Annotated in this window: 21 protein-coding genes; 5 read left to right on the top strand and 16 right to left on the bottom strand. The window is 62.6% G+C overall.

The features are described from left to right. Positions 1–17: 17 nt before the first annotated feature. The 9 genes from NKJ64_RS04760 to NKJ64_RS04720 form a co-directional block, all read right to left on the bottom strand. Entirely contained in the window at positions 18–1,346 is a 1,329-nt protein-coding gene (locus NKJ64_RS04760) for an FMN-binding glutamate synthase family protein (RefSeq protein ID WP_023668552.1), read from the bottom strand. Positions 1,347–1,352: 6 nt separating this feature from the next. Next, the gene (locus tag NKJ64_RS04755) at positions 1,353–2,081 is read right to left on the bottom strand and encodes a GltB/FmdC/FwdC-like GXGXG domain-containing protein (RefSeq protein ID WP_023668551.1); all 729 of its coding nucleotides are present in this window, start codon (positions 2,079–2,081) and stop codon (positions 1,353–1,355) included. A gap of 4 nt (positions 2,082–2,085) precedes the next feature. Then, positions 2,086–2,982, bottom strand: coding sequence for a class II glutamine amidotransferase (locus NKJ64_RS04750; protein WP_023668550.1), 897 nt, complete (start codon positions 2,980–2,982; stop codon positions 2,086–2,088). A gap of 84 nt (positions 2,983–3,066) precedes the next feature. Continuing rightward, on the bottom strand, positions 3,067–3,384 hold the full coding sequence (locus tag NKJ64_RS04745; RefSeq protein WP_023668549.1) for a hypothetical protein: 318 nt from the start codon (positions 3,382–3,384) through the stop codon (positions 3,067–3,069). Then, positions 3,381–4,070: a hypothetical protein gene (locus NKJ64_RS04740; protein ID WP_023754051.1), complete on the bottom strand. Its 690-nt coding sequence runs from the start codon at positions 4,068–4,070 to the stop codon at positions 3,381–3,383. The genes NKJ64_RS04745 and NKJ64_RS04740 overlap by 4 nt, the downstream gene beginning before the upstream one ends. A gap of 42 nt (positions 4,071–4,112) precedes the next feature. Then, positions 4,113–5,507 (bottom strand): APC family permease, encoded by a 1,395-nt coding sequence (locus NKJ64_RS04735; protein ID WP_023668547.1) that lies wholly within the window; start codon positions 5,505–5,507, stop codon positions 4,113–4,115. 14 nt (positions 5,508–5,521) lie between these two features. Further along, complete coding sequence (locus tag NKJ64_RS04730) at positions 5,522–5,683, bottom strand: hypothetical protein (RefSeq protein WP_023668546.1); 162 nt, start codon at positions 5,681–5,683, stop codon at positions 5,522–5,524. Positions 5,684–5,710: 27 nt separating this feature from the next. After that, the gene (locus NKJ64_RS04725; protein ID WP_023668545.1) at positions 5,711–6,088 is read right to left on the bottom strand and encodes a hypothetical protein; all 378 of its coding nucleotides are present in this window, start codon (positions 6,086–6,088) and stop codon (positions 5,711–5,713) included. Positions 6,089–6,116: 28 nt separating this feature from the next. Then, positions 6,117–6,404: a hypothetical protein gene (locus NKJ64_RS04720; RefSeq protein ID WP_023668544.1), complete on the bottom strand. Its 288-nt coding sequence runs from the start codon at positions 6,402–6,404 to the stop codon at positions 6,117–6,119. A gap of 283 nt (positions 6,405–6,687) precedes the next feature. Between NKJ64_RS04720 and NKJ64_RS04715 the strand changes: the two genes are divergently transcribed. From NKJ64_RS04715 to NKJ64_RS04700, 4 genes are read left to right on the top strand one after another with little or no spacing between them, the layout of a single operon-like run. Continuing rightward, positions 6,688–7,821 (top strand): aminomethyl transferase family protein, encoded by a 1,134-nt coding sequence (locus NKJ64_RS04715; protein ID WP_023825990.1) that lies wholly within the window; start codon positions 6,688–6,690, stop codon positions 7,819–7,821. Between the two features lie 42 nt (positions 7,822–7,863). Further along, positions 7,864–8,460, top strand: coding sequence for a dimethylamine monooxygenase subunit DmmA family protein (locus NKJ64_RS04710; RefSeq protein ID WP_023668542.1), 597 nt, complete (start codon positions 7,864–7,866; stop codon positions 8,458–8,460). After that, positions 8,457–9,422 carry a PDR/VanB family oxidoreductase gene (locus NKJ64_RS04705; protein WP_352462066.1) on the top strand — a complete coding sequence of 322 codons (966 nt, stop codon included), beginning with the start codon at positions 8,457–8,459 and terminating at the stop codon, positions 9,420–9,422. Before NKJ64_RS04710 ends, NKJ64_RS04705 begins: the two co-directional genes overlap by 4 nt. Before the next feature lie 9 nt (positions 9,423–9,431). Then, positions 9,432–10,472 carry a heme-dependent oxidative N-demethylase family protein gene (locus NKJ64_RS04700; RefSeq protein WP_352462065.1) on the top strand — a complete coding sequence of 347 codons (1,041 nt, stop codon included), beginning with the start codon at positions 9,432–9,434 and terminating at the stop codon, positions 10,470–10,472. A gap of 117 nt (positions 10,473–10,589) precedes the next feature. On the opposite strand, the gene NKJ64_RS04695 is transcribed toward NKJ64_RS04700, so the two are convergent. Together NKJ64_RS04695 and NKJ64_RS04690 are read right to left on the bottom strand one after the other, a co-directional pair. Beyond that, entirely contained in the window at positions 10,590–10,961 is a 372-nt protein-coding gene (locus NKJ64_RS04695; RefSeq protein WP_023701508.1) for an endonuclease domain-containing protein, read from the bottom strand. Positions 10,962–11,115: 154 nt separating this feature from the next. After that, entirely contained in the window at positions 11,116–11,826 is a 711-nt protein-coding gene (locus NKJ64_RS04690) for a helix-turn-helix domain-containing protein (protein ID WP_023687066.1), read from the bottom strand. A gap of 267 nt (positions 11,827–12,093) precedes the next feature. Between NKJ64_RS04690 and NKJ64_RS04685 the strand changes: the two genes are divergently transcribed. Then, positions 12,094–13,452, top strand: coding sequence for a trimethylamine monooxygenase (locus NKJ64_RS04685; RefSeq protein ID WP_023709929.1), 1,359 nt, complete (start codon positions 12,094–12,096; stop codon positions 13,450–13,452). Between the two features lie 41 nt (positions 13,453–13,493). Here the strand turns inward: NKJ64_RS04685 and NKJ64_RS04680 are convergent, their stop codons facing one another. From NKJ64_RS04680 to NKJ64_RS04660, 5 genes are all read right to left on the bottom strand, one after another. Further along, positions 13,494–14,288: a hypothetical protein gene (locus tag NKJ64_RS04680; protein WP_023754056.1), complete on the bottom strand. Its 795-nt coding sequence runs from the start codon at positions 14,286–14,288 to the stop codon at positions 13,494–13,496. A 154-nt stretch (positions 14,289–14,442) separates the two neighbouring features. Continuing rightward, positions 14,443–14,580 carry a hypothetical protein gene (locus tag NKJ64_RS04675; RefSeq protein WP_023726364.1) on the bottom strand — a complete coding sequence of 46 codons (138 nt, stop codon included), beginning with the start codon at positions 14,578–14,580 and terminating at the stop codon, positions 14,443–14,445. Positions 14,581–14,584: 4 nt separating this feature from the next. Then, complete coding sequence (locus NKJ64_RS04670; RefSeq protein ID WP_023726365.1) at positions 14,585–15,385, bottom strand: hypothetical protein; 801 nt, start codon at positions 15,383–15,385, stop codon at positions 14,585–14,587. A gap of 7 nt (positions 15,386–15,392) precedes the next feature. Further along, positions 15,393–17,372, bottom strand: coding sequence for an ABC transporter permease (locus tag NKJ64_RS04665; RefSeq protein WP_352462064.1), 1,980 nt, complete (start codon positions 17,370–17,372; stop codon positions 15,393–15,395). Then, positions 17,369–18,448, bottom strand: a complete 1,080-nt coding sequence (locus NKJ64_RS04660; protein WP_352462063.1) for a quaternary amine ABC transporter ATP-binding protein — start codon at positions 18,446–18,448, stop codon at positions 17,369–17,371. The genes NKJ64_RS04665 and NKJ64_RS04660 overlap by 4 nt, the downstream gene beginning before the upstream one ends. Positions 18,449–18,451: the final 3 nt, after the last annotated feature.

The raw sequence follows: 18,451 nt of genomic DNA, 5'->3' as shown, positions 1-18,451 counted from the left end.
ATTTTGATGTGATTTTGTTAGAAGCCGTTTTTCCCCGGTATCCAGTTGGTGCCGGCCAGCGGCACGCCTGCCATGGCGGCGGCTTCGATGGTGAGGGCTACGAGATCCTCGGGCTCGAGATTGTGCAGGCTGTTCTTGCCGCAGGCACGCGCAATGGTCTGCGCCTCCAGCGTCATCACCTTGAGGTAGTTCGCCAGCCGCCGTCCCGCGGCGACCGGATCAACCCGCTTCATCAGTTCGGGGTCCTGCGTGGTGATGCCCGCGGGGTCGCGGCCCTCGTGCCAGTCGTCATAGGCGCCGGCGGTGGTGCCGAGTGCATTGTACTCCGCTTCCCAGCGCGGATCATTGTCGCCGAGTGCGACCAGCGCTGCCGTGCCGATCGACACCGCGTCCACGCCGAGCGCCAGCGCCTTGGCGACGTCGGCGCCGTTGCGAATGCCTCCGGAGACGATCAGCTGCACCTTACGGTGCATGCCGAGATCCTGCAGCGCCTGCACCGCCGGCCTGATGCAGGCAAGCGTCGGCTGGCCGACATTTTCGATGAATACTTCCTGGGTGGCCGCCGTGCCGCCCTGCATGCCGTCGACGACGACGACATCGGCGCCGGCCTTCACCGCAAGTGCTGTGTCGTAATAGGGGCGGGCGCCGCCGACCTTGACGTAGATCGGCTTTTCCCAGTCGGTGATCTCGCGCAGCTCGAGGATCTTGATCTCGAGATCGTCCGGCCCGGTCCAGTCGGGATGGCGTGAGGCCGAGCGCTGGTCGATGCCCTTCGGCAGCGTGCGCATTTCGGCGACGCGGTCGGAAATCTTTTGTCCCAACAGCATGCCGCCGCCGCCGGGCTTGGCGCCCTGGCCGACAACGACTTCGATGGCGTCGGCACGGCGCAAATCCCTGGGGTTCATGCCGTAGCGTGACGGCAGGTACTGGTAGACCAGTTGCTTGGAATGGCCGCGCTCTTCCTCGGTCATGCCGCCGTCGCCCGTGGTGGTCGACGTGCCTGAGAGCGTAGCGCCACGGCCGAGCGCTTCCTTGGCCGGGCCGGACAGCGACCCGAAGCTCATGCCGGCAACGGTGATCGGGATTTTCAGCTCGATCGGCTTCTTGGCATAGCGCGAGCCCAGCACGACCGACGTGTCGCACCGCTCGCGATAGCCTTCCAGCGGATAGCGCGAGATCGAGGCGCCGAGGAACAAAAGGTCGTCGAAATGCGGCAGCTTGCGCTTGGCCCCGGCGCCCCTGATGTCATAGATGCCGGTCGCCGCGGCGCGGCGGATTTCGGAAAGCGTGTAGTCGTCGAAGGTCGCGGATTTGCGCGGCGTCGTCGGCGGGTTCTTGTAGGTCATGCTGCCTCAATACGCGTCGGCGTTGTCGATATTGAAATTGTAGAGCGTGCGCGCCGAGCCGTAGCGCTTGAATTCCGACGGCTTGACGCCGGTGACGCCGGCGCGGTCGAGCAGTCCCTGCAGCAGTTCGATATGCTCGGGCCGCATCTCCTTGGCGATGCAGTCGGCGCCCAGGCTTTCGACCTTGCCGCGCACGAACAGCCGCGCTTCGTAGATGGAATCGCCAAGTGCGTCGCCGGCATCGCCCAGCACCACCAGATTGCCGGACTGCGCCATGAAGGCCGACATGTGGCCGATATTGCCGTGCACGACGATGTCGATGCCCTTCATCGAGATGCCGCAGCGCGACGAGGCGTTGCCCTCGATGACGAGCAGCCCGCCCTTGCCGGTGGCGCCGGCATACTGGCTGGCGTCGCCCTTGATGACGATCGAGCCCGACATCATGTTTTCGCCGACGCCAGGTCCGGCCGAGCCGTGCACGGTGATGGCAGCGCCGTCATTCATCCCGGCGCAGTAGTAGCCGACGCTGCCGCGCACATCGATGCTGACAGGCTGGTCGACGCCGACCGCAACCGAATGGCTGCCCTTCGGGTGCAGCACTTCCCACGCCGTTTCGTTGGAGCCGGGCGTCAGATTGTGAAGCGCCTGGTTGAGCTCGCGCAGCGACGACACATCAAGATCGAAGACCCGGGACGCCTGGTCTTGCGCCGCCTTCGAAAGTTTGGTTGCCGGCATGGGCTCAATGCTCCCAGAAATAGACGGTTGCGGGTTCCGGCTCCCAGACCCTCGCATTGTCTATGCCGGGCAGCTTGGTCAGCGCCCGATATTCCGAGCCAAAGGCGACATACTGGTCGGTCTCGGCCATGACGGCGGGCTTGCAGGCGATCGGATCGCGCACCACGCCGAAACCGTTCTTGGTGCCGACGACGAAGGTGAAGAAGCCGTCGAGGTCGGACAGCGTGCCTTCCAGCGCCTCGCCGAGGTTCTTGCCATGCGCCATCTGCGAGGAGAGATAGGCGGCGGCGACCTCGGTGTCGTTCTCGGTCTCGAATTTCATGCCCTCCCGCACCAGCTCACGCCGCACATTGTTGTGGTTGGACAGCGAGCCATTGTGCACCAGGCACTGGTCGGCGCCGGTCGAGAACGGATGCGCGCCCATAGTGGTGACGGCCGATTCCGTCGCCATGCGGGTATGGCCGATGCCATGCGTGCCGGTCATCGAGCGGACGTCGAAGCGGTCGACGACCGCTTCCGGCAGACCGACTTCCTTGTAGATTTCCACCGCTTCGCCGGCGCCCATGATGCGCACGTCGGGGCGGATTGACTGCAGCGCTTCGCGCGCGGCATCGACCTTGTCGGGCGCGGTTCTCAACACTGCATGGGTGGACTTCACCGCTATGCTCACCGGCGCGCCGATGGCCTTCGCGAGTTCGGCGTCGAGGCCGCGGAAATCGCGCTCGGGCTTCGCGGACTGGATGGTGATCTTGGCTTCATTCCTGGAAGGCGCGCCATAGATGGCAATGCCGGCGCTGTCGGGGCCGCGATCGCTGAGCGATATCAGCATCTGCGACAGCATCGAGCCGAGCTGCGGCTCAAGCGACTTGTCTTTCAGAAAAAGTCCGACGATTCCACACATGTCAGCCTCCCGACGTTACCACTAGACGATGATGTATCGAATGCGTCGTGCGAATTCAATCGTATGAAAAAAATATTCCTGTAGTTACGTATCCGGCTCGATGCGGCCTTGTGAACTATCGCCGCCGTCGCGGGCGCTGTGAATCCATGTGGCGGTGCGGATGCGGGCTATTCTGTAGGCATCGAGGATCGACAGCGCATAGATCAGGAAGCCGCCGGCGTGGCGGCCGACGAAGCTGGCATCGGCCGGCGCGATCTTGGCCGTCACCCAGGCGAGGATCACCATGAAGAACAGGAACTGCAGGCCGCGCACGGGCACGCCCAGAATGACGTGGCCGCTGGCCGGTAAGACGATGGCAGCGCCGAGCACCAGATACGGGTTTGTCGGTGCGGGTGCGCTCATGCGACCTGCCTTTCCTGTCGGTTGATGGCATCGCGCAGCACTGAGGCCGAGGTCAGCAGTCTCTCGACCAGCGTTGGATCCAGCCTTGCGCCGCCGAATGCGGCCTGCCGGAACACGCCGTAGCGCGCCCGCTCGGCCTCGGCCAGCAGCCAGACGATGCGCACGCCGTCCGGGGTGATCAAGAGTTCCTTGGCGCGGCCTTCGGCAAAGATGTCGAGATGGCTGGCGATCAGGTTCTGCGGAAAGCGCGCCGCCCTGAGGTCGGTTCGCAGCACGGCTTCAGCCGGAAATCCCGGAGCCTTCGGCAGCGTATGCTGAAGATGATCGAAATTGGAGAAGGTCGTCGGCGAGCCCGGCCGCATCATCATGTCGAAGGTCGCCGGCACCGCAACCGGCTCTGTGATCGTGACACTCAACCATCGCGCCGGCAGCTTTCGCGTTGCCAGCGTGTCGACGATGGTGCGCAGCTGCACGCGCTGTCCGTTCCATGTGCCGGCCCAGGTGACAACGCCGGCTGTGCCATCGGAGACATCAACGGCATCTGTGATGACGGTCCGGATGCTGGCTGCCTCGGCTGCAAGATCAGCCTTGGCCTTTTTGCGGCTGGCGCGCGTATGCCAGGCGAGGTGCAGGACGAGAGCCACGGCGACCGCCCCGGCCAGCAATGCTGTCGTCACGTCAGACACCTCGTCACGCCATGCCCGCCCAGACCGGCAGGCCCTCTCCTGTCAATAGCCCTGCGGCTTCGGCCACGGCATGGTGAACTGGTCGCCGCGGCGCACATAGCGGTAACGGTAGAAGTGGAACCACAGCGAGATCAGGAAGTAGAAGGCGACCATGGCGATCAGCTGCGTGCCGTAGCCGAGGAAGATCGCAAAGAAGGTCACCACGCAGAGGCAAAACAGCACGATCGCCGGGATCGGGTGGAACGGGTGCGTATAGCCGCGGCGGATCGTGCCCAGCGGCCACTTTTTGCGGAACATCATGATGTTTATGCTCATGAAGGTGTATTGCAGCACGCCCGACAGGATTGAGAAGGTGATCGCCTGGTTGAGGTCGGCGATGAAGGCGAAGGCGAGCGCGATCGGCAACAGGAACAGGATCGAGCGATAGGGCGTGCGGTATTTCGGGTGCACGGCCGAGAACCATGTCGGCAGATAGCGGTCGCGTCCAAGCGAGAACCACGCGCGGGCCGCATCGTTGATACAGCCATTGGCCGACGCCAGTGCCGCGAGCAGCGTGGCGACGAACAACAGGTTTTCCAGCAGCGGGCTGCCGGTCAGCTTGCCGGCGTCCCACAAGGGATAATAGGTGATACCGAGGTACTCCCAGGGCATCAGCGAGGCGCAGACATACCAGGTCATGGCGGCGGCGATCAAAAGCGTGATCATGCCGGCCATGGTGCCGTAAGGCAGCGAACGCGCCGGCGAGCGCACTTCCTCGGCGGCCTGCGTGGTGCCTTCGATGCCGAGATAGTACCAGATGCCGAACTGGAAGGCCGCGATGACGCCGATCCAGCCATAGGGCAGCGCATTGCCGGGGGTGACCAGTTCGTTGAGCTTCAGCACAGCACCCTGCGTCCAGGGGCTGACCGAGAAGAACAGGATAACGATCGAGACATAGGCTATCGCCGTGATGACGAAGTTGACGTTGAGCGTCATCAGCACGCCGCGATAGTTCAGCCATGCCAGCACGACGATGGTGGCGGCAATGAAGGAGTTGTGGGTGAGCCCTTCGACGCCGGCCTTGGCGACGATGGTGTCGCCGAGCAGGATGGCGTCCGAAACCTCCAGCATGGTGTAGGCAAAGACCAGGAACAGCGCGACGTTGAAGGCCATCAGCGGCCCGACAATGTGCTTGGCCTGCGCGTATTGGCCGCCGGCGGCGGCAACCGTCGATGTCACCTCGGAGTCGATCATGGCGACCGAAGTATACAAGAGCCCGACCACCCAGCAGACGATCAGCGCCGCCAGTGCGCCGCCCTTGTCGGCCGAGAAATTCCAGCCGGTGAATTCGCCGACCAGCACGATGCCGACGCCAAGCGCCCAGACATGGGCCGGGCCGAGCACGCGTAGCAGTGAAACCCTGTCGCCGTGTATTGCCGGTTCAAGCGTGATCGTCATTGTTCAATCCCCACTCAGATCCGGTGTTTTTCGGAAGCGGCTTCAAGCTCGCCTTCGCGCGAGGAAGTCAGCACCTCCTCGGAATAGGTCGTGTCGATCTTGAACCAGTCGTAGAGCATCCACAGCGCAAGCACGACCGAGATGCCCCACGATGCGTAAGAGAGTGCGACCCACATGAGCGTGCTTCCCCAAAATCTCTGGCGTTACTTGTCGTCGAACTTTTCGTTGATGACGTCGCGATATTCGCGGTCGGAGGCGCGGAACAGGAAGACGAAATAGCCGATCAGCACCGCCGCCATGATGATCAGCGTCGGCCAGTCGATGATGTAGTGGAAGCGGTTCTGGATGATGTCGTGCGCGGTCTCCGGCGTATAGCCGAGCTTTTCCCAGATCGAGGCCATGGTCGGGTTCTGTCCCAACGCTTCCCAGGTTTTGGCATCGAGCGCGTCGATGGATTTCGCCGCACCCGCCAGGCCGAGTTTCAATGGCAGCCACAGCGCCACGAAAATGGCGACCACGACGACCACGATATCGAAAATCTGCCCGGCCTTGCCTTGTTCCGGCGGCGTGTAGCGCGACATGACTTCTACCCCTCAGGACGTTCTGTTTTCAGGACTTGCGGTTGCGGGCCGCGTCGGCGTTCTTGATGTCGAGACCGTAGATGAAGTCCTTGTCTTCCTTGTAGTGATTGACCATCGCCAGGATGGCGGCCGTATTGAAGATCAGCACGGCGGCGGCAGCGATAGCGACGACGATCTTGATCCCGGTGTCCGGGATGTAGGGCCATGTCATGACAAGCACGAAGAGGATCGTCGCCCAAAGGCAGATGATCAGGAGCGCGGATCCGCGCAGGTCGGAACGGTACAGCGCTTCGATGCGCTGCTGCAGGTCTGACATCGGTTTCCCCTTTTCCAGCGCCCGACCCCGAATTGGCCGCCCGCTGCCCTCTTTCAACAGAGTGAAATTTTTTTCATAAATTCGGGCCGAATCCAGCAATTGTCAAGCCGATTTTACGTTGGGTTAACCGTTTGTCCCCAGTCGCGAATTTTGCCTGACAATGAAATTATTTGCTTCCGGGTATTGCGACATCAGGACGTTTGCGATCAATATTCGACCAAATGCTCCCGCCTCGCGCAGGGAGCCGGGAACACAATAGAATTTTCGAACGGAGGATTTGCGGATGACGGCATCCTGGAGATTTTCGACCCTGGCGGATCGCCATCGCGCGTTAGGCTCGAAGCTCGAAGACTGGAGCGGCATGGGCACCGCCTGGACCTACGACAAGGACGCCGACGAGGAATACACCGCCATCCGCACCAGGGCCGGGCTGATGGATGTGTCGGGCCTGAAGAAGGTTCACATCACCGGGCCGCACGCCTCACACCTCATCGACCTGGCAACGACGCGCGACGTGGAGAAGATCTATCCCGGCAAGTCGGCCTATGCCTGCATGCTGAACGAGGCCGGCAAATTCACCGACGACTGCATCCTCTACCGCACCGGGCCGAACGCCTGGATGGTGGTGCACGGCTCCGGCACCGGCCATGAGGAATTGCAGCGCGCTTCCGTCGGCCGCGACGTATCGCTGCGCTTCGACGACAATCTGCACGATCTGTCGCTGCAGGGGCCGACCGCGGTCGACTATCTCTCAAAGCATGTGCCTGGCATTCGCGACCTCAACTATTTCCATCATATGCAGACGCAGCTGTTCGGCTTTCCCGTCATGATCTCGCGCACCGGCTATACCGGCGAGCGCGGCTACGAGATATTCTGCCGCGGTCAGGACGCCGGCACGATCTGGGACAGGATTCTCGACGAGGGCAAGAGCGCCGGCATCATTCCCTGCCGCTTCACCACGCTCGATATGCTGCGCGTCGAGAGTTATTTGCTGTTCTATCCCTATGACAACTCGCAGAAATATCCGTTCGAGAACGAAGGCCCCGGCGACACGCTGTGGGAGCTCGGCCTCGACTTCACCGTCAGCCCCGGCAAGACCGGCTTTCGTGGCGCCGAAGAGCATTACCGCCTCAAGGGCAAGGAGCGCTTCAAGATCTACGGCGTTCTGCTCGACGGCAAGGAACCGGCCGACGAAGGCGCACCGGTCTATCACGACGGCAAACAGGTCGGCGTGGTGACCTGCGCTATGTATTCGCCGCTGGTCGAGAAATCGATGGGCATCGCCCGCCTCGACGTCGACTGCGCGGTCAAGGACACCAGGCTCGAGATCCGCAACAAGAGCGGTTCGATCAGGGCGACGGCGCAGCCTCTGCCCTTCGACGATCCCAAAAAGACCAAGCGCACGGCGAAAGGCTGAGGCACAATCGACAGCGAGGGGTTTCGAGGTACGAAGTAGAGAATGGCAGCCAAAACGATCATCAGCCGGCCCATTTACGGAACCCTGTCCCCGCAGCCCGGCAAGCATCATCTTTTCGTGGCGGATGCGGAAGGCGCGCTGGCGATCGTCGATATGGCAAGGACGGCGCCCCCCGGCTTCTTCGACGGCGCCGAAATCGTCTTCATTCCCGGGGCCGACGGCAAGCACGTTGCCGCTCTTGAGGCACTGAAGTCCGCGCAATTTCATGTCGCGCCAACCTTCGCCAGCCTGCTGCCCCGGCTGAAGCAGACGCTTGCCAACGCGCATATGGGCCTGCGCCTCTATCTCGCCGGCACCGAAGGGCTGATCGGCCAGGCCATGCAGGTGGCGCTCGAAGCCGGCATCGATCATACCTCCATGCAGACCGAGCATCGCGGCTCATTGGCGCGGCGCATGCAGTGCGTGCATTGCAAAGGCATCACCGAAAATGTGACGACGCAGCCGGCCACCTGCGCGCATTGCGGCCTGCTGCTTCTGGTGCGCGATCATTATTCGCGACGGCTGGCAGCATTCCAGGGCGTCTGCATAAATGCCGAGGATCGCTCGGAGATTCCTCCCATCGAGGAGGTCTTCCCATGAGCACCGGCACCACCAAGCTCGATGTCGTCGTCAGCGACGTCGTCCCGGTCAACGAACTGGTGACGCGCTTCCATTTCCGCCGCCGTGACGGTGAGCTTTTGCCGACCTTTTCCGGCGGCGCCCATGTCGTGGTCGAGATGCGCGATGGCGACCGCACAAGGCTCAATCCCTATTCGCTGATGGGATCGCCGCTCCACACCCGCGAATACACCATCTCGGTGCGCCGCGACGATGTCGGCCGCGGCGGCTCGTTGTTCATGCACCGGAGCGTCAAGCCCGGCCTGGAGATGGTGGTCAGCTACCCCGTCAATCTGTTCTCGCTCGACCTCAGGGCAAAGAAGCATCTGATGCTTGCCGGCGGCATCGGTATCACGCCGTTCATGGCGCAGACCGCGCAGCTCGCCGGGTCCGGCGGCAATTTCGAGCTGCACTACACCTGCCGCACCGCCTCGCTCGGCACCTATGCCGATGTGCTGCAGGAGCGCTATGGCCGTCGCGTCCGGCTCTATCACGACGACCGCGACGAGCGCATCGAACTCGACCGTCTCTTGTCCTCGCAGCCGCTCGGCACCCATCTCTATGTCTGCGGCCCGGCCGGCATGATCAACTGGGTGCGCGAGCGCGCCACGGCTCTCGGCTGGCCGGCGGAGACCGTGCATTACGAGCATTTCGCGGCACCCCAGCCCGGCCTGCCGTTCGACGTCACACTTGCCGTCAGCGCCAAGTCCATCCGCGTCGGCGAGCAGCAGAGCCTGCTCGAAGCCATCGAGGCCGCCGGCGTCGATCCGCCCTATCTCTGCCGCGGCGGTGTCTGCGGCCAGTGCGAGACCAATGTCATCTCGCATGACGGCAAGTTCATCCACAACGACCACTGGCTCAGCGAGGAAGACCACCGTTCCGGCTGCAAGATCATGCCGTGCGTGTCGCGCTTCGAAGGCAAGTCGCTGGTCCTGGAAAGATAGGAGGCGAGCTTGGGCATCACCTTTCGCAAGGAAACGTTTCGCGACGATTTCACCTTCAGGAACAGCCCGGAGCACATCAGGCGGTTTCCGTTCCCGTTCCACGAAGACGCCTACATGTATGCCGTCAACATCGAGCCGCATGTCGTCGGTCCCAAGGGCAGCGTGCTGGAAAACCTGATAGACGTCGACGAGCACTATGTCGCCGAGATGCAGGACCGCGCTTTGGTGCTGGCCGAGGATCCGCTGCGCTGCCAGTCGTTGCCGCACATGACGCTGGCCGGCTGGGACCTGCTCGAACTTTTGATGGAGCAACAGGCACTTGGCTATCCCGAGCATTTCACCCTGACCCGCGACGGCGACCGCTGGCGCTGGATCAACCGGCCGCTCGGTATCGACGACACCTTCACCTTCGGCGACACCTCGACACTGCCTTACGGGCCGATGGAGTACATCACCCGCCAGAGCCAGGGCGATTTCTGCATCCTCGATCAGCGCGACGGCAATCTGTGGATGGACGCCGGCATGGTCACCACCCAGGCCGACTGGTCGCTCGATTTCGACATCGGCATGAATTTCTTCGAATGGCACGCGCCGGTGCCGCTGGCGCATGAGAAGGGGATTTTCGTCAGGGCGCTGAAGTTCCTCACCAACATCCAGCAGGGCAAGCCGGCGCGGCGTCTCAACTGGACGATGACCATCAACCCGCGCCTCGACACCAGCCCGGAGAATTACCACAAATGGGGCCTGGACCGCGCGACGGTGACGCCCGAAAATGTCGGCGACAAGGTGCATCTGCGCGTCGAACTGCAAAGCTTCTGGCGCCTGCCGCGCTCGAACGGCATCGTCTTCCCGATCCGCTGCTATCTCATCAAGATGGACGAACTGGTGACACAGCCGAAATGGGCAAGACGACTGCACCGGGTGATCCGGGATTTGCCGGAAGAGCTGGCCACCTACAAGGGCCTGACGCGGTATCGGCCGACATTGGTGGAATGGCTGTCGAAGCTGGATGATGGCAGTGCGACGTCACCGGGGTTCGGGCCGGACTAAAGATGCCCACAAAGCTGCTGATCTCCCCCCAAGAGGGGGAGATGCCCGGCAGGGCAGAGGGGGGCGCCGTAGAGTGCCGGCCCTTGCCCAATGTCCATCCCAGCGCTTCGGCGAAGCTCACGGCGCGCCGCTCAGCCCAGCCACAATCACGACATGCTGGCAGACATTGTCGATATCGCGAATGACATCGTCGTTCCAGAAGCGCAGGACCGTCCAGCCCAGAGCTTCAAACTTGGCGGTTCTTGCGGCGTCCGATTCCGACGTTTCGGCTTGGCCATGCTGGGAACCATCAAGCTCGATGATCAGCTTTTTGTCCGGGCACGCAAAATCGACGATATGGCCATCGATAGGCATCTGGCGCCGAAACTTCAGTCCCATCAGCCTGTGTGCCCTGATCTCGTTCCAAAGCTTGAGTTCGGCATCGGTCATCACCTTGCGCATCCTGCGGGCATTGCGGCGGTTGTTGGCGGAAACCAGATTATGCGTCATCGCGGTTCGCCCCCCTCTGTCCTGCCGGACATCTCCCCCTCAAGTGGGGAGATCGGATGTCACGTGGGCTTTCGCCGATCGCCGATGTTGCAAAGGGGGGGCCGTCGCGGAACTACTGATCTCCGCACGAGAGGATCAAGGGAAGATCGAACTCCTACCCCGCGCTCTGCGGATAGCAAATAATCGACAGATACCGCATCGGAAGTTTCGTCAGTTGCTCCGGCCCGTGCGGCGCATCGGCGTCGAAGAACAGGCTGTCGCCCGGCTTCATCGGATAGAGGTTGCTGCCGTGCCGGTACACCACCTCGCCCTCCAGCATATAGAGGAATTCCATGCCCTCATGCTGGAAGGTCGGGAACACATCCGAATCCTCGGTCAGCGTAATCAGATACGGCTCGACGACGACGCCGCTGGTGTTGGAGCCGATATGGCCGAGCAGATTGTATTGATGGCCGGCGCGGGTGCCGCGGCGTTCGACATCTAGCCCTTCGCCGGCCTTGACGAAGACGGCGCTGCGCTCTTCCTCGAATCGGCGGAAGAAGGCGGTGACGGGAACGCCGAGCGCCCTCGACAGCGCCTGCAGTGTGGTCAGCGACGGCGAGGTGATGCCGTTCTCGATCTTCGACAGCATGCCCAGCGAAATATCGGTGGCGACGGCGAGATCGGCGACGGTGATGCCGAGCTTCTTGCGGAAGGCGCGCACCTCGCGCCCGATCGCCACCTCCAGCACTTTTTCGCGGGTGTCGCGAATGGCATGCGGGTTCTGCGTCAGCGGCGCGCGGATGGTTTTTCCGTCCACGGAGGCCTTTGCCGGTGGCTTTGCCCTTGTCGAAGCAGTCTTGGAGTCGGAACTTGTCTTCGCCATCTCGCCTCCGAATCCCCCTGATTATTTCACTCCAGGTGAACATATTCGGTGCCGATACAGAAACGCAACCGCGCAGCAAGCCCCTTAAGTCGAATGGTGTCCGAACAGGATTTACGCCGTCATCCGTTTTTCCGGAAATCCGCTGGGGCGAAACGCGGTTTCTCCACAAGGCCTGTTGACAGCATCCAAGAGGCAATTACTGTCCTGTGAGTGAAATTTGTTTCGTAAGAGCAATTCCAAAAATCGAATGACACCGGGAGGCCTGCCATGAAAACGCGCGTTGCCGTCATTGGAGCGGGGCCATCCGGTCTGGCCCAGCTCAGGGCCTTCAAGTCGGCTGCCGACAAGGGCGCCGAGATCCCCGAAATCGTCTGCTTCGAAAAGCAGTCGGACTGGGGCGGCCTGTGGAACTACACCTGGCGCACCGGCCTCGACGAGCATGGCGACCCCGTCCACGGCTCGATGTACCGCTACCTCTGGTCGAACGGACCGAAGGAATGCCTGGAATTCGCCGACTATACGTTCGAGGAGCATTTCGGCCGCCCGATCGGATCCTACCCGCCGCGCGCCGTTTTGTGGGATTACATCAAGGGTCGCGTCGAGAAATCAGGCCTGCGCAAATGGGTGCGCTTCAACAGCCCGGTGCGCATGGTCACCTTCTCGGACGAGAGCAGGAAATTCACTGTCACCGCGCATGACCGCACCAACGACGTCACCTACTCCGAAGAGTTCGACAATGTCGTCGTCGCTTCCGGGCATTTCTCGGTTCCCAACGTTCCCTATTTCGAAGGCTTTTCGACCTTCAACGGCCGTATCCTGCACAGCCATGATTTTCGCGACGCCATGGAGTTCAAGGGCAAGGACATACTGATCATCGGCCGCTCCTATTCTGCCGAGGACATCGGCTCGCAATGCTACAAATACGGCGCCAGATCGATCACCTCCAGCTACCGCTCCAAGCCGATGGGGTTCAAATGGCCGGAGAACTGGAAGGAAGTGCCGCTGCTGCAGAAGGTCGTCGGCAAGACGGCGCACTTCAAGGACGGCACCACAAAAGATGTCGACGCCATCATCCTGTGCACCGGCTATCTGCATTCCTTCCCGTTCCTCACGGAAGAGCTGAAGCTGAAGACCGCCAACCGCATGTGGCCGGACGGGCTCTATGAGGGCGTCGTGTGGGAGAAGAACCCGAAACTGTCCTATATCGGCATGCAGGACCAGTTCTACACTTTCAACATGTTCGACGCCCAGGCCTGGTTCGCCCGTGACGTCATCATGGGCCGCATCAAGCTGCCGTCGGGACAGGCGATGGCCGAGCACGGCGCCAAGTGGCGGGCACGCGAAGAGACGCTGGAAGACGCCGAGCAGATGATCTGGTTCCAGGGCGACTACACCAAGGAACTGATGGACCAGACCGACTATCCCGGCTTCGACGTCGAGGCGGTCAACCAAACCTTCATGGAATGGGAGCACCACAAGGCGGAAGACATTATGAGCTTTCGCGACCACGCCTACCGCTCGCTGATGACCGGCACCATGGCGCCATTGCACCATACGCCCTGGCTGCAGGCGCTGGACGACTCGATGGAAAGCTATCTCCAGGTGAAGGGCGTGGCGGCGGAATAGGTCGGCGTGATGCAAAACAATGCGCCGGCACCGGCCCAGTTTCAATTCAGAGGGTAGTCGGGAGCCGCATCGGTCTCCGTCACCTTGACCCACACCAATTCGCTATAATAGGCACCCTCCGGGCCGGTGCCGTACATAGACAGCCTGTCAGCCATCAGCAGATGTGTCATGTCGTTGAGTGCCCGGCCGGTCGGCTCCTCGGGCCAGGCGAAGACGCCGTCGGTTTTGGCGCCGAACCTCACATCGGTGCATCCGAAATCGATCTCGACCTTCCACGACAGCAACGGCCTGATATCGCTGAGCGGCGGGCGCGGCGGATCGGGCTGCTCGAAGTGATGGTCGACCGAGACTCTCGTCGGCACTGCCGGCGTGATGCCTTTGGCTTTGAAGGAGGCGATGGCGTCGTCGCCAAATCGTGCGAGCAGGCCAGCGTGCCATAACCGGTAGGTCGCGCGGAAAAAGCCGCTGACCCGGATAGATTTGCCATCGTTGTTGAAGACGTTCACAGCGGCGTAGAAACGGCGCAGTCGTGGCGCCAGCGCCCGCCAGTCGCATTCGGCCGGTGTCCCCGGCGTCGCGATGAAATCGTCAAGCAGATCGCTGCCGCGCACATTGGCGTTCAGCACCGTGCAATCCTCACCATGGATATGCCAGTGCCGCCGGAGCTCGGCTGCTGCGATGCCAGGCTTGCGCAGCTCTTCCACCGAGGCGCGAACCCGAGCAATCGCGTAGGACGTAGCCGCATCCAACGTCTCAAACCCCGAAACCACATGCTCGCCGGTTTTGGCCATGTCGAAGACGACGACAGTAAAAGGCGGTTTGCGCTGATCGGGCATTCGGCAGCAAGCTCAGGCTGGTCGAGGATGAAGCAGCTTTCCGCGCGAAAATGCGTCAAAGTCAAGAGCTGGAGCGCGGCCTGCCATTTCCAGAAGAGGCGAACTCCAGAAGAGGCGAAACCGTCTATCCGAGCCGTGCTTGAGCTTTCGCGGCTCAGGGGTCGAAGACCGACCGCGATGATGTCGATGGCAGGTTGTTGCCAGCCCGCGACAATGCCGCGACTTTGGACAGTGCGACCAACACTTCCTGGCCGAGATCGCGTGTGCCGGCCACGGGGCAGGTGATGATCATCACTTCAATCCAGCGGATAGTCGGGAGGCGCCTCCGTCTCGGTCACCTTGGCGGTTAGTATCTCGCAGTCGTTGGCCCAGTCGGGGCCATCGCCGCGCATGGCCATCATGTCGGCCATCAGCAGGAACTGCATGGTTCTGAGCGCCCAGTCGGTGGGCTCTTGCGGCCAGGCGAAGATTCCGGCGGCGTCGCCGCCGAACTTCACGTCATGGCAGACAAAACCGACCTCGACCTTCCAGGATCGCAGCGTCACGCCTGGCGGCGGGTAGGGCGGGTCGGGAAGCTCGAAGTAATTGGCGACCATGAGCTTCGTCGGCTCCGCCGGCTCGATCCCCTTGGCCTTGAAGGCGGCAATGGCGTCGTCGCCAAAGCGCTCGAGGAGGCCGTCTCGCGTCAGCCTGTAGGTCGAGCGAAAGAAGCCGCCCGCCCAGACGGATTCGTTGTTGCCGTTGGAGATCAGCAGCGAGGCGCGGAAGCGGCGCAGCCTTGGCGCGAGAACTTGCCAGTTGCATTCGGCCGGCATCGACGGCGTCGCAATGAAATCGTCGAGTAGATCGCTGCCGCGCACTCCGGCGTTCAGCACCGAACAGTCTTCGCCATAGAGGTGCCAGAGCTGGCGAAGCTCAGCAGTGGCGATGCCGGGCTTGCGCAACTCCTCCACCGAGGCGCGAACCCGCGCAATGGCGTAGGACGTCGCCGCCTCCAGCGTCTCAAACCCCGAAACTACGTGCTCCCCGTCCGGCTCGCCGGTCTTGGCCATGTCGAAGACGAGTACGGCAAAAGGCGGTTCGCCGGGATTGGACATTCAACAATTATCCTAGTCTTGCCCGCGCCTTCGCCGTCCAGGCATTGAACAGCCGGTCTGCGACGATGCCGATGAAAGCGATGGCGAGACCCGCGACAATGCCGCGTCCGGAATCGGCCTTGGACAGCGCGATGAAGACTTCCTGGCCGAGGTCGCGTGTGCCGACCATGGCGCAGATGATGATCATCGCCAGCGCCATCAGGATCGTCTGGTTGACGCCCAGCATGATTTCGGGAAGCGCCAGCGGCAATTGCACGCGAAAGAAGGTCTGGCGCGGCGTGCAGCCGGAAACCTTCGCCGCCTCGATCAGCGCCGGCGGCACTTGCCGGATGCCGTGATTGGTGTAGCGGATCGCTGGCACCACGGCGAACGCGACCGTTGCGATCATGGCGGTGACGTCGCCGACCCGGAACAGCATCACCACGGGAATGATGAAGCAGAAGGACGGCAGCACCTGCAGCGTGTCGATGATGGGCGTGACGATCTTTTCGAAGCGGTCGCTGCGCGCGGCCATCAGGCCAATCGGGATGCCGATCAGGCAAGCGATGAAGGCCGAGATGCCGCAGAGATAAACCGTCGCCATGGTCTTTTCCCACAGGCCGGTGACGGCGCAGAATGCGGTCAGCGCCGCGACGAAGGCGGCGAGACGCAGGCCACCGAGCTGGTAGCCGGCGAGGCCGAGCAGGGCCACCGCGCCGAGCCACGGAAAGCCTTCGCAGAAGGCGCGCAGCGGGTTCAGTACATTGAGGATGAGCGCCACGCGAAACGCTTCGATCACGTCGAAGAAGTTGATCGTCACCCAGCTCACCGCCGCCTTCCACAATGGCGCGGTGGTGAAGGTGATCGCCTTCGGCACCGCCGCGAAGGCCGGTACGAACAGGCCGAGCAGCGTCGTCACGACCAGGATGGCGATGGCCAGCGACAGATTGGGATAGCGCCGCCAAACGCTCTGGTTCGCCTGCCGTTGAACGTGGCCTTTTGCCTGCTTATGCGCGATCGCCTGGCTCAGCCGGTCGAGCGCGATTGCGAGCGCCACAATGGCGAGCCCGGCTTCCATCGCTTCGCCGACCTTCAGCGCACGCAGCGCCAGCAGCACGTCGTAGCCGAGGCCGCCGGCGCCGATCATCGAGGCGATGATCACCATGTTCAGCGCCAGCATGATCACCTGGTTGACGCCGATCATCAGTGTCGGCCGCGCCGACGGCAGCAGCACGCGCCACAATTTCTGCCGCGCCGTGCAGCCGGCCATCTCTGAGAAATCGTCGATCTCTGACGGCACCCGCGACAGGCCGAGCATCGTCGCCCGCACCATGGGCGGCGTGGCGAAGATGGCGGTGGCGATCATCGCCGAGACCGGGCTGTTGCCGAACAGGAGCAGCATCGGGATGAGATAGGCGAAGGTCGGGATGGTCTGCATCAAATCGAGGGCAGGTGAGATGATCAGCCGCTCGGCCCATGGCTTGCGCCACGCCCAGATGCCGGCGAACAGGCCGGTGACGATGCAGAACGGCACCGCGATGGAAATCAGTGCCAGTGTCAGCATGGCGCTGGTCCATTGGCCGAACAGCGCGGTGTAGAGGAAGCAGCCGCCGACCAGCATGCCGAGTTTTCTACCGCCCACGGCATGCCCGGCGATGAAGGCGGCGGCGCAGACGCCGATCCAGGACAGGCGCGGCAGGACATAGGCATCGGCACCGTGACCAATCTTGAAATTCTTGGCCAGCAGGTCGAGCGCGAAATCGAGGGGAACGCCGAGCACCGCGGTGATCGAGCGGGTCAGCCAGGACAAGTTCGACTTGATCCAGCGCATCAGCGCACTGACCCAGTCGGCGACCGGGATAACCGCCTCGGCCGGATAGTCGACCGCCCATGGCAGCCTCTCCTGCAGCAGGAATACCACCAGCACGGCGGCCAGCGCCAGCGCCCAGACCAGCAGCCAGCGCTGAACCGGCGGCCTCGATTGGCTGGCGCTTGCCGTGACCGTCATGCGCCAGCTCTTTGCTTGTCGATGCCGGCCAGCAGTCCGATCACGGCTTGCGGCGTCACCTCGCCGATCGGCTTGCCGCTGCCGTTGACCACCGCGAACGGTTTTCCCGAAGCGACGATGCTGGCCGAGAAGCTGGCGATCCTGGCGTCGGGCGAAACCGTACCGCCATGTTCGGCGCCATCGCAGGCACGCATCAGGCTGCGCGCCGAAATCACCTTGGCGCGGTCGACATCGCGGGTGAATTCGGCGACATAGTCGGTCGCCGGGTTGACAACCAGCTGTTCCGGCGTGCCGGTCTGGATGACCTCGCCATCCTTCATGATGGCGATGCGGTCGGCAAGCCTTATCGCCTCGTCGAAATCATGGGTGATGAAGACGATGGTCTTGTGCAGCATGGTCTGCAGCCGCATCAGTTCGTCCTGCATCTCGCGGCGGATCAGCGGGTCGAGCGCCGAGAACGGCTCGTCGAGGAACCAGATCTCCGGCTTGGTCGCGAGGCTGCGGGCAATGCCGACGCGCTGCTGCTGGCCGCCGGAGAGTTCGCGCGGATAGAAATGCTCGCGGCCGCGTAAGCCCACGAGATCGATCACCTCCCGCGCTCTCGCTTCGCGCGTCGGCCGGTCTTGGCCCTGGATACTCAGCGGGAAGGCAATGTTCTCCAGCACGTTCAGATGCGGCAGCAGCGCGAAATTCTGGAACACCATGCCCATGCGATGGCGCCGCAGTTCGATCAGCGCCGAATCGGAAATCTTGAGCAGATCGTTGCCTTCGAATTCGACCTTGCCGTGGGTCGGCTCGACCAGCCGCGACATGCAGCGCACCAGCGTCGACTTGCCGGAGCCGGACAGCCCCATAATGATGAAAATCTCGCCCTGGCGGATTTCGAGATCGACGGCGCGCACCGCGCCGACCAGTCCGGCCGCGGCGATGTCGGCCATGCTGGCCTTGCCGTCACGCTCGCGGATGAAGCTGGCCGCGTTCGATCCGAACAGTTTCCAGACATTACGGCAGGCAAGCTTTATCGGCCGCACATCCTCCGGCGTGCCAGTTGCCTGCGGTTCAGTCGCTTCCGTCATCCA

The sequence above is a fragment of the Mesorhizobium sp. M0062 genome, from assembly GCF_040323125.1.
Taxonomy (GTDB): domain Bacteria; phylum Pseudomonadota; class Alphaproteobacteria; order Rhizobiales; family Rhizobiaceae; genus Mesorhizobium.
The sequence above is the reverse complement of the archived record's forward strand: the minus strand, read 5'-3'. Positions and strand labels throughout refer to the sequence as shown.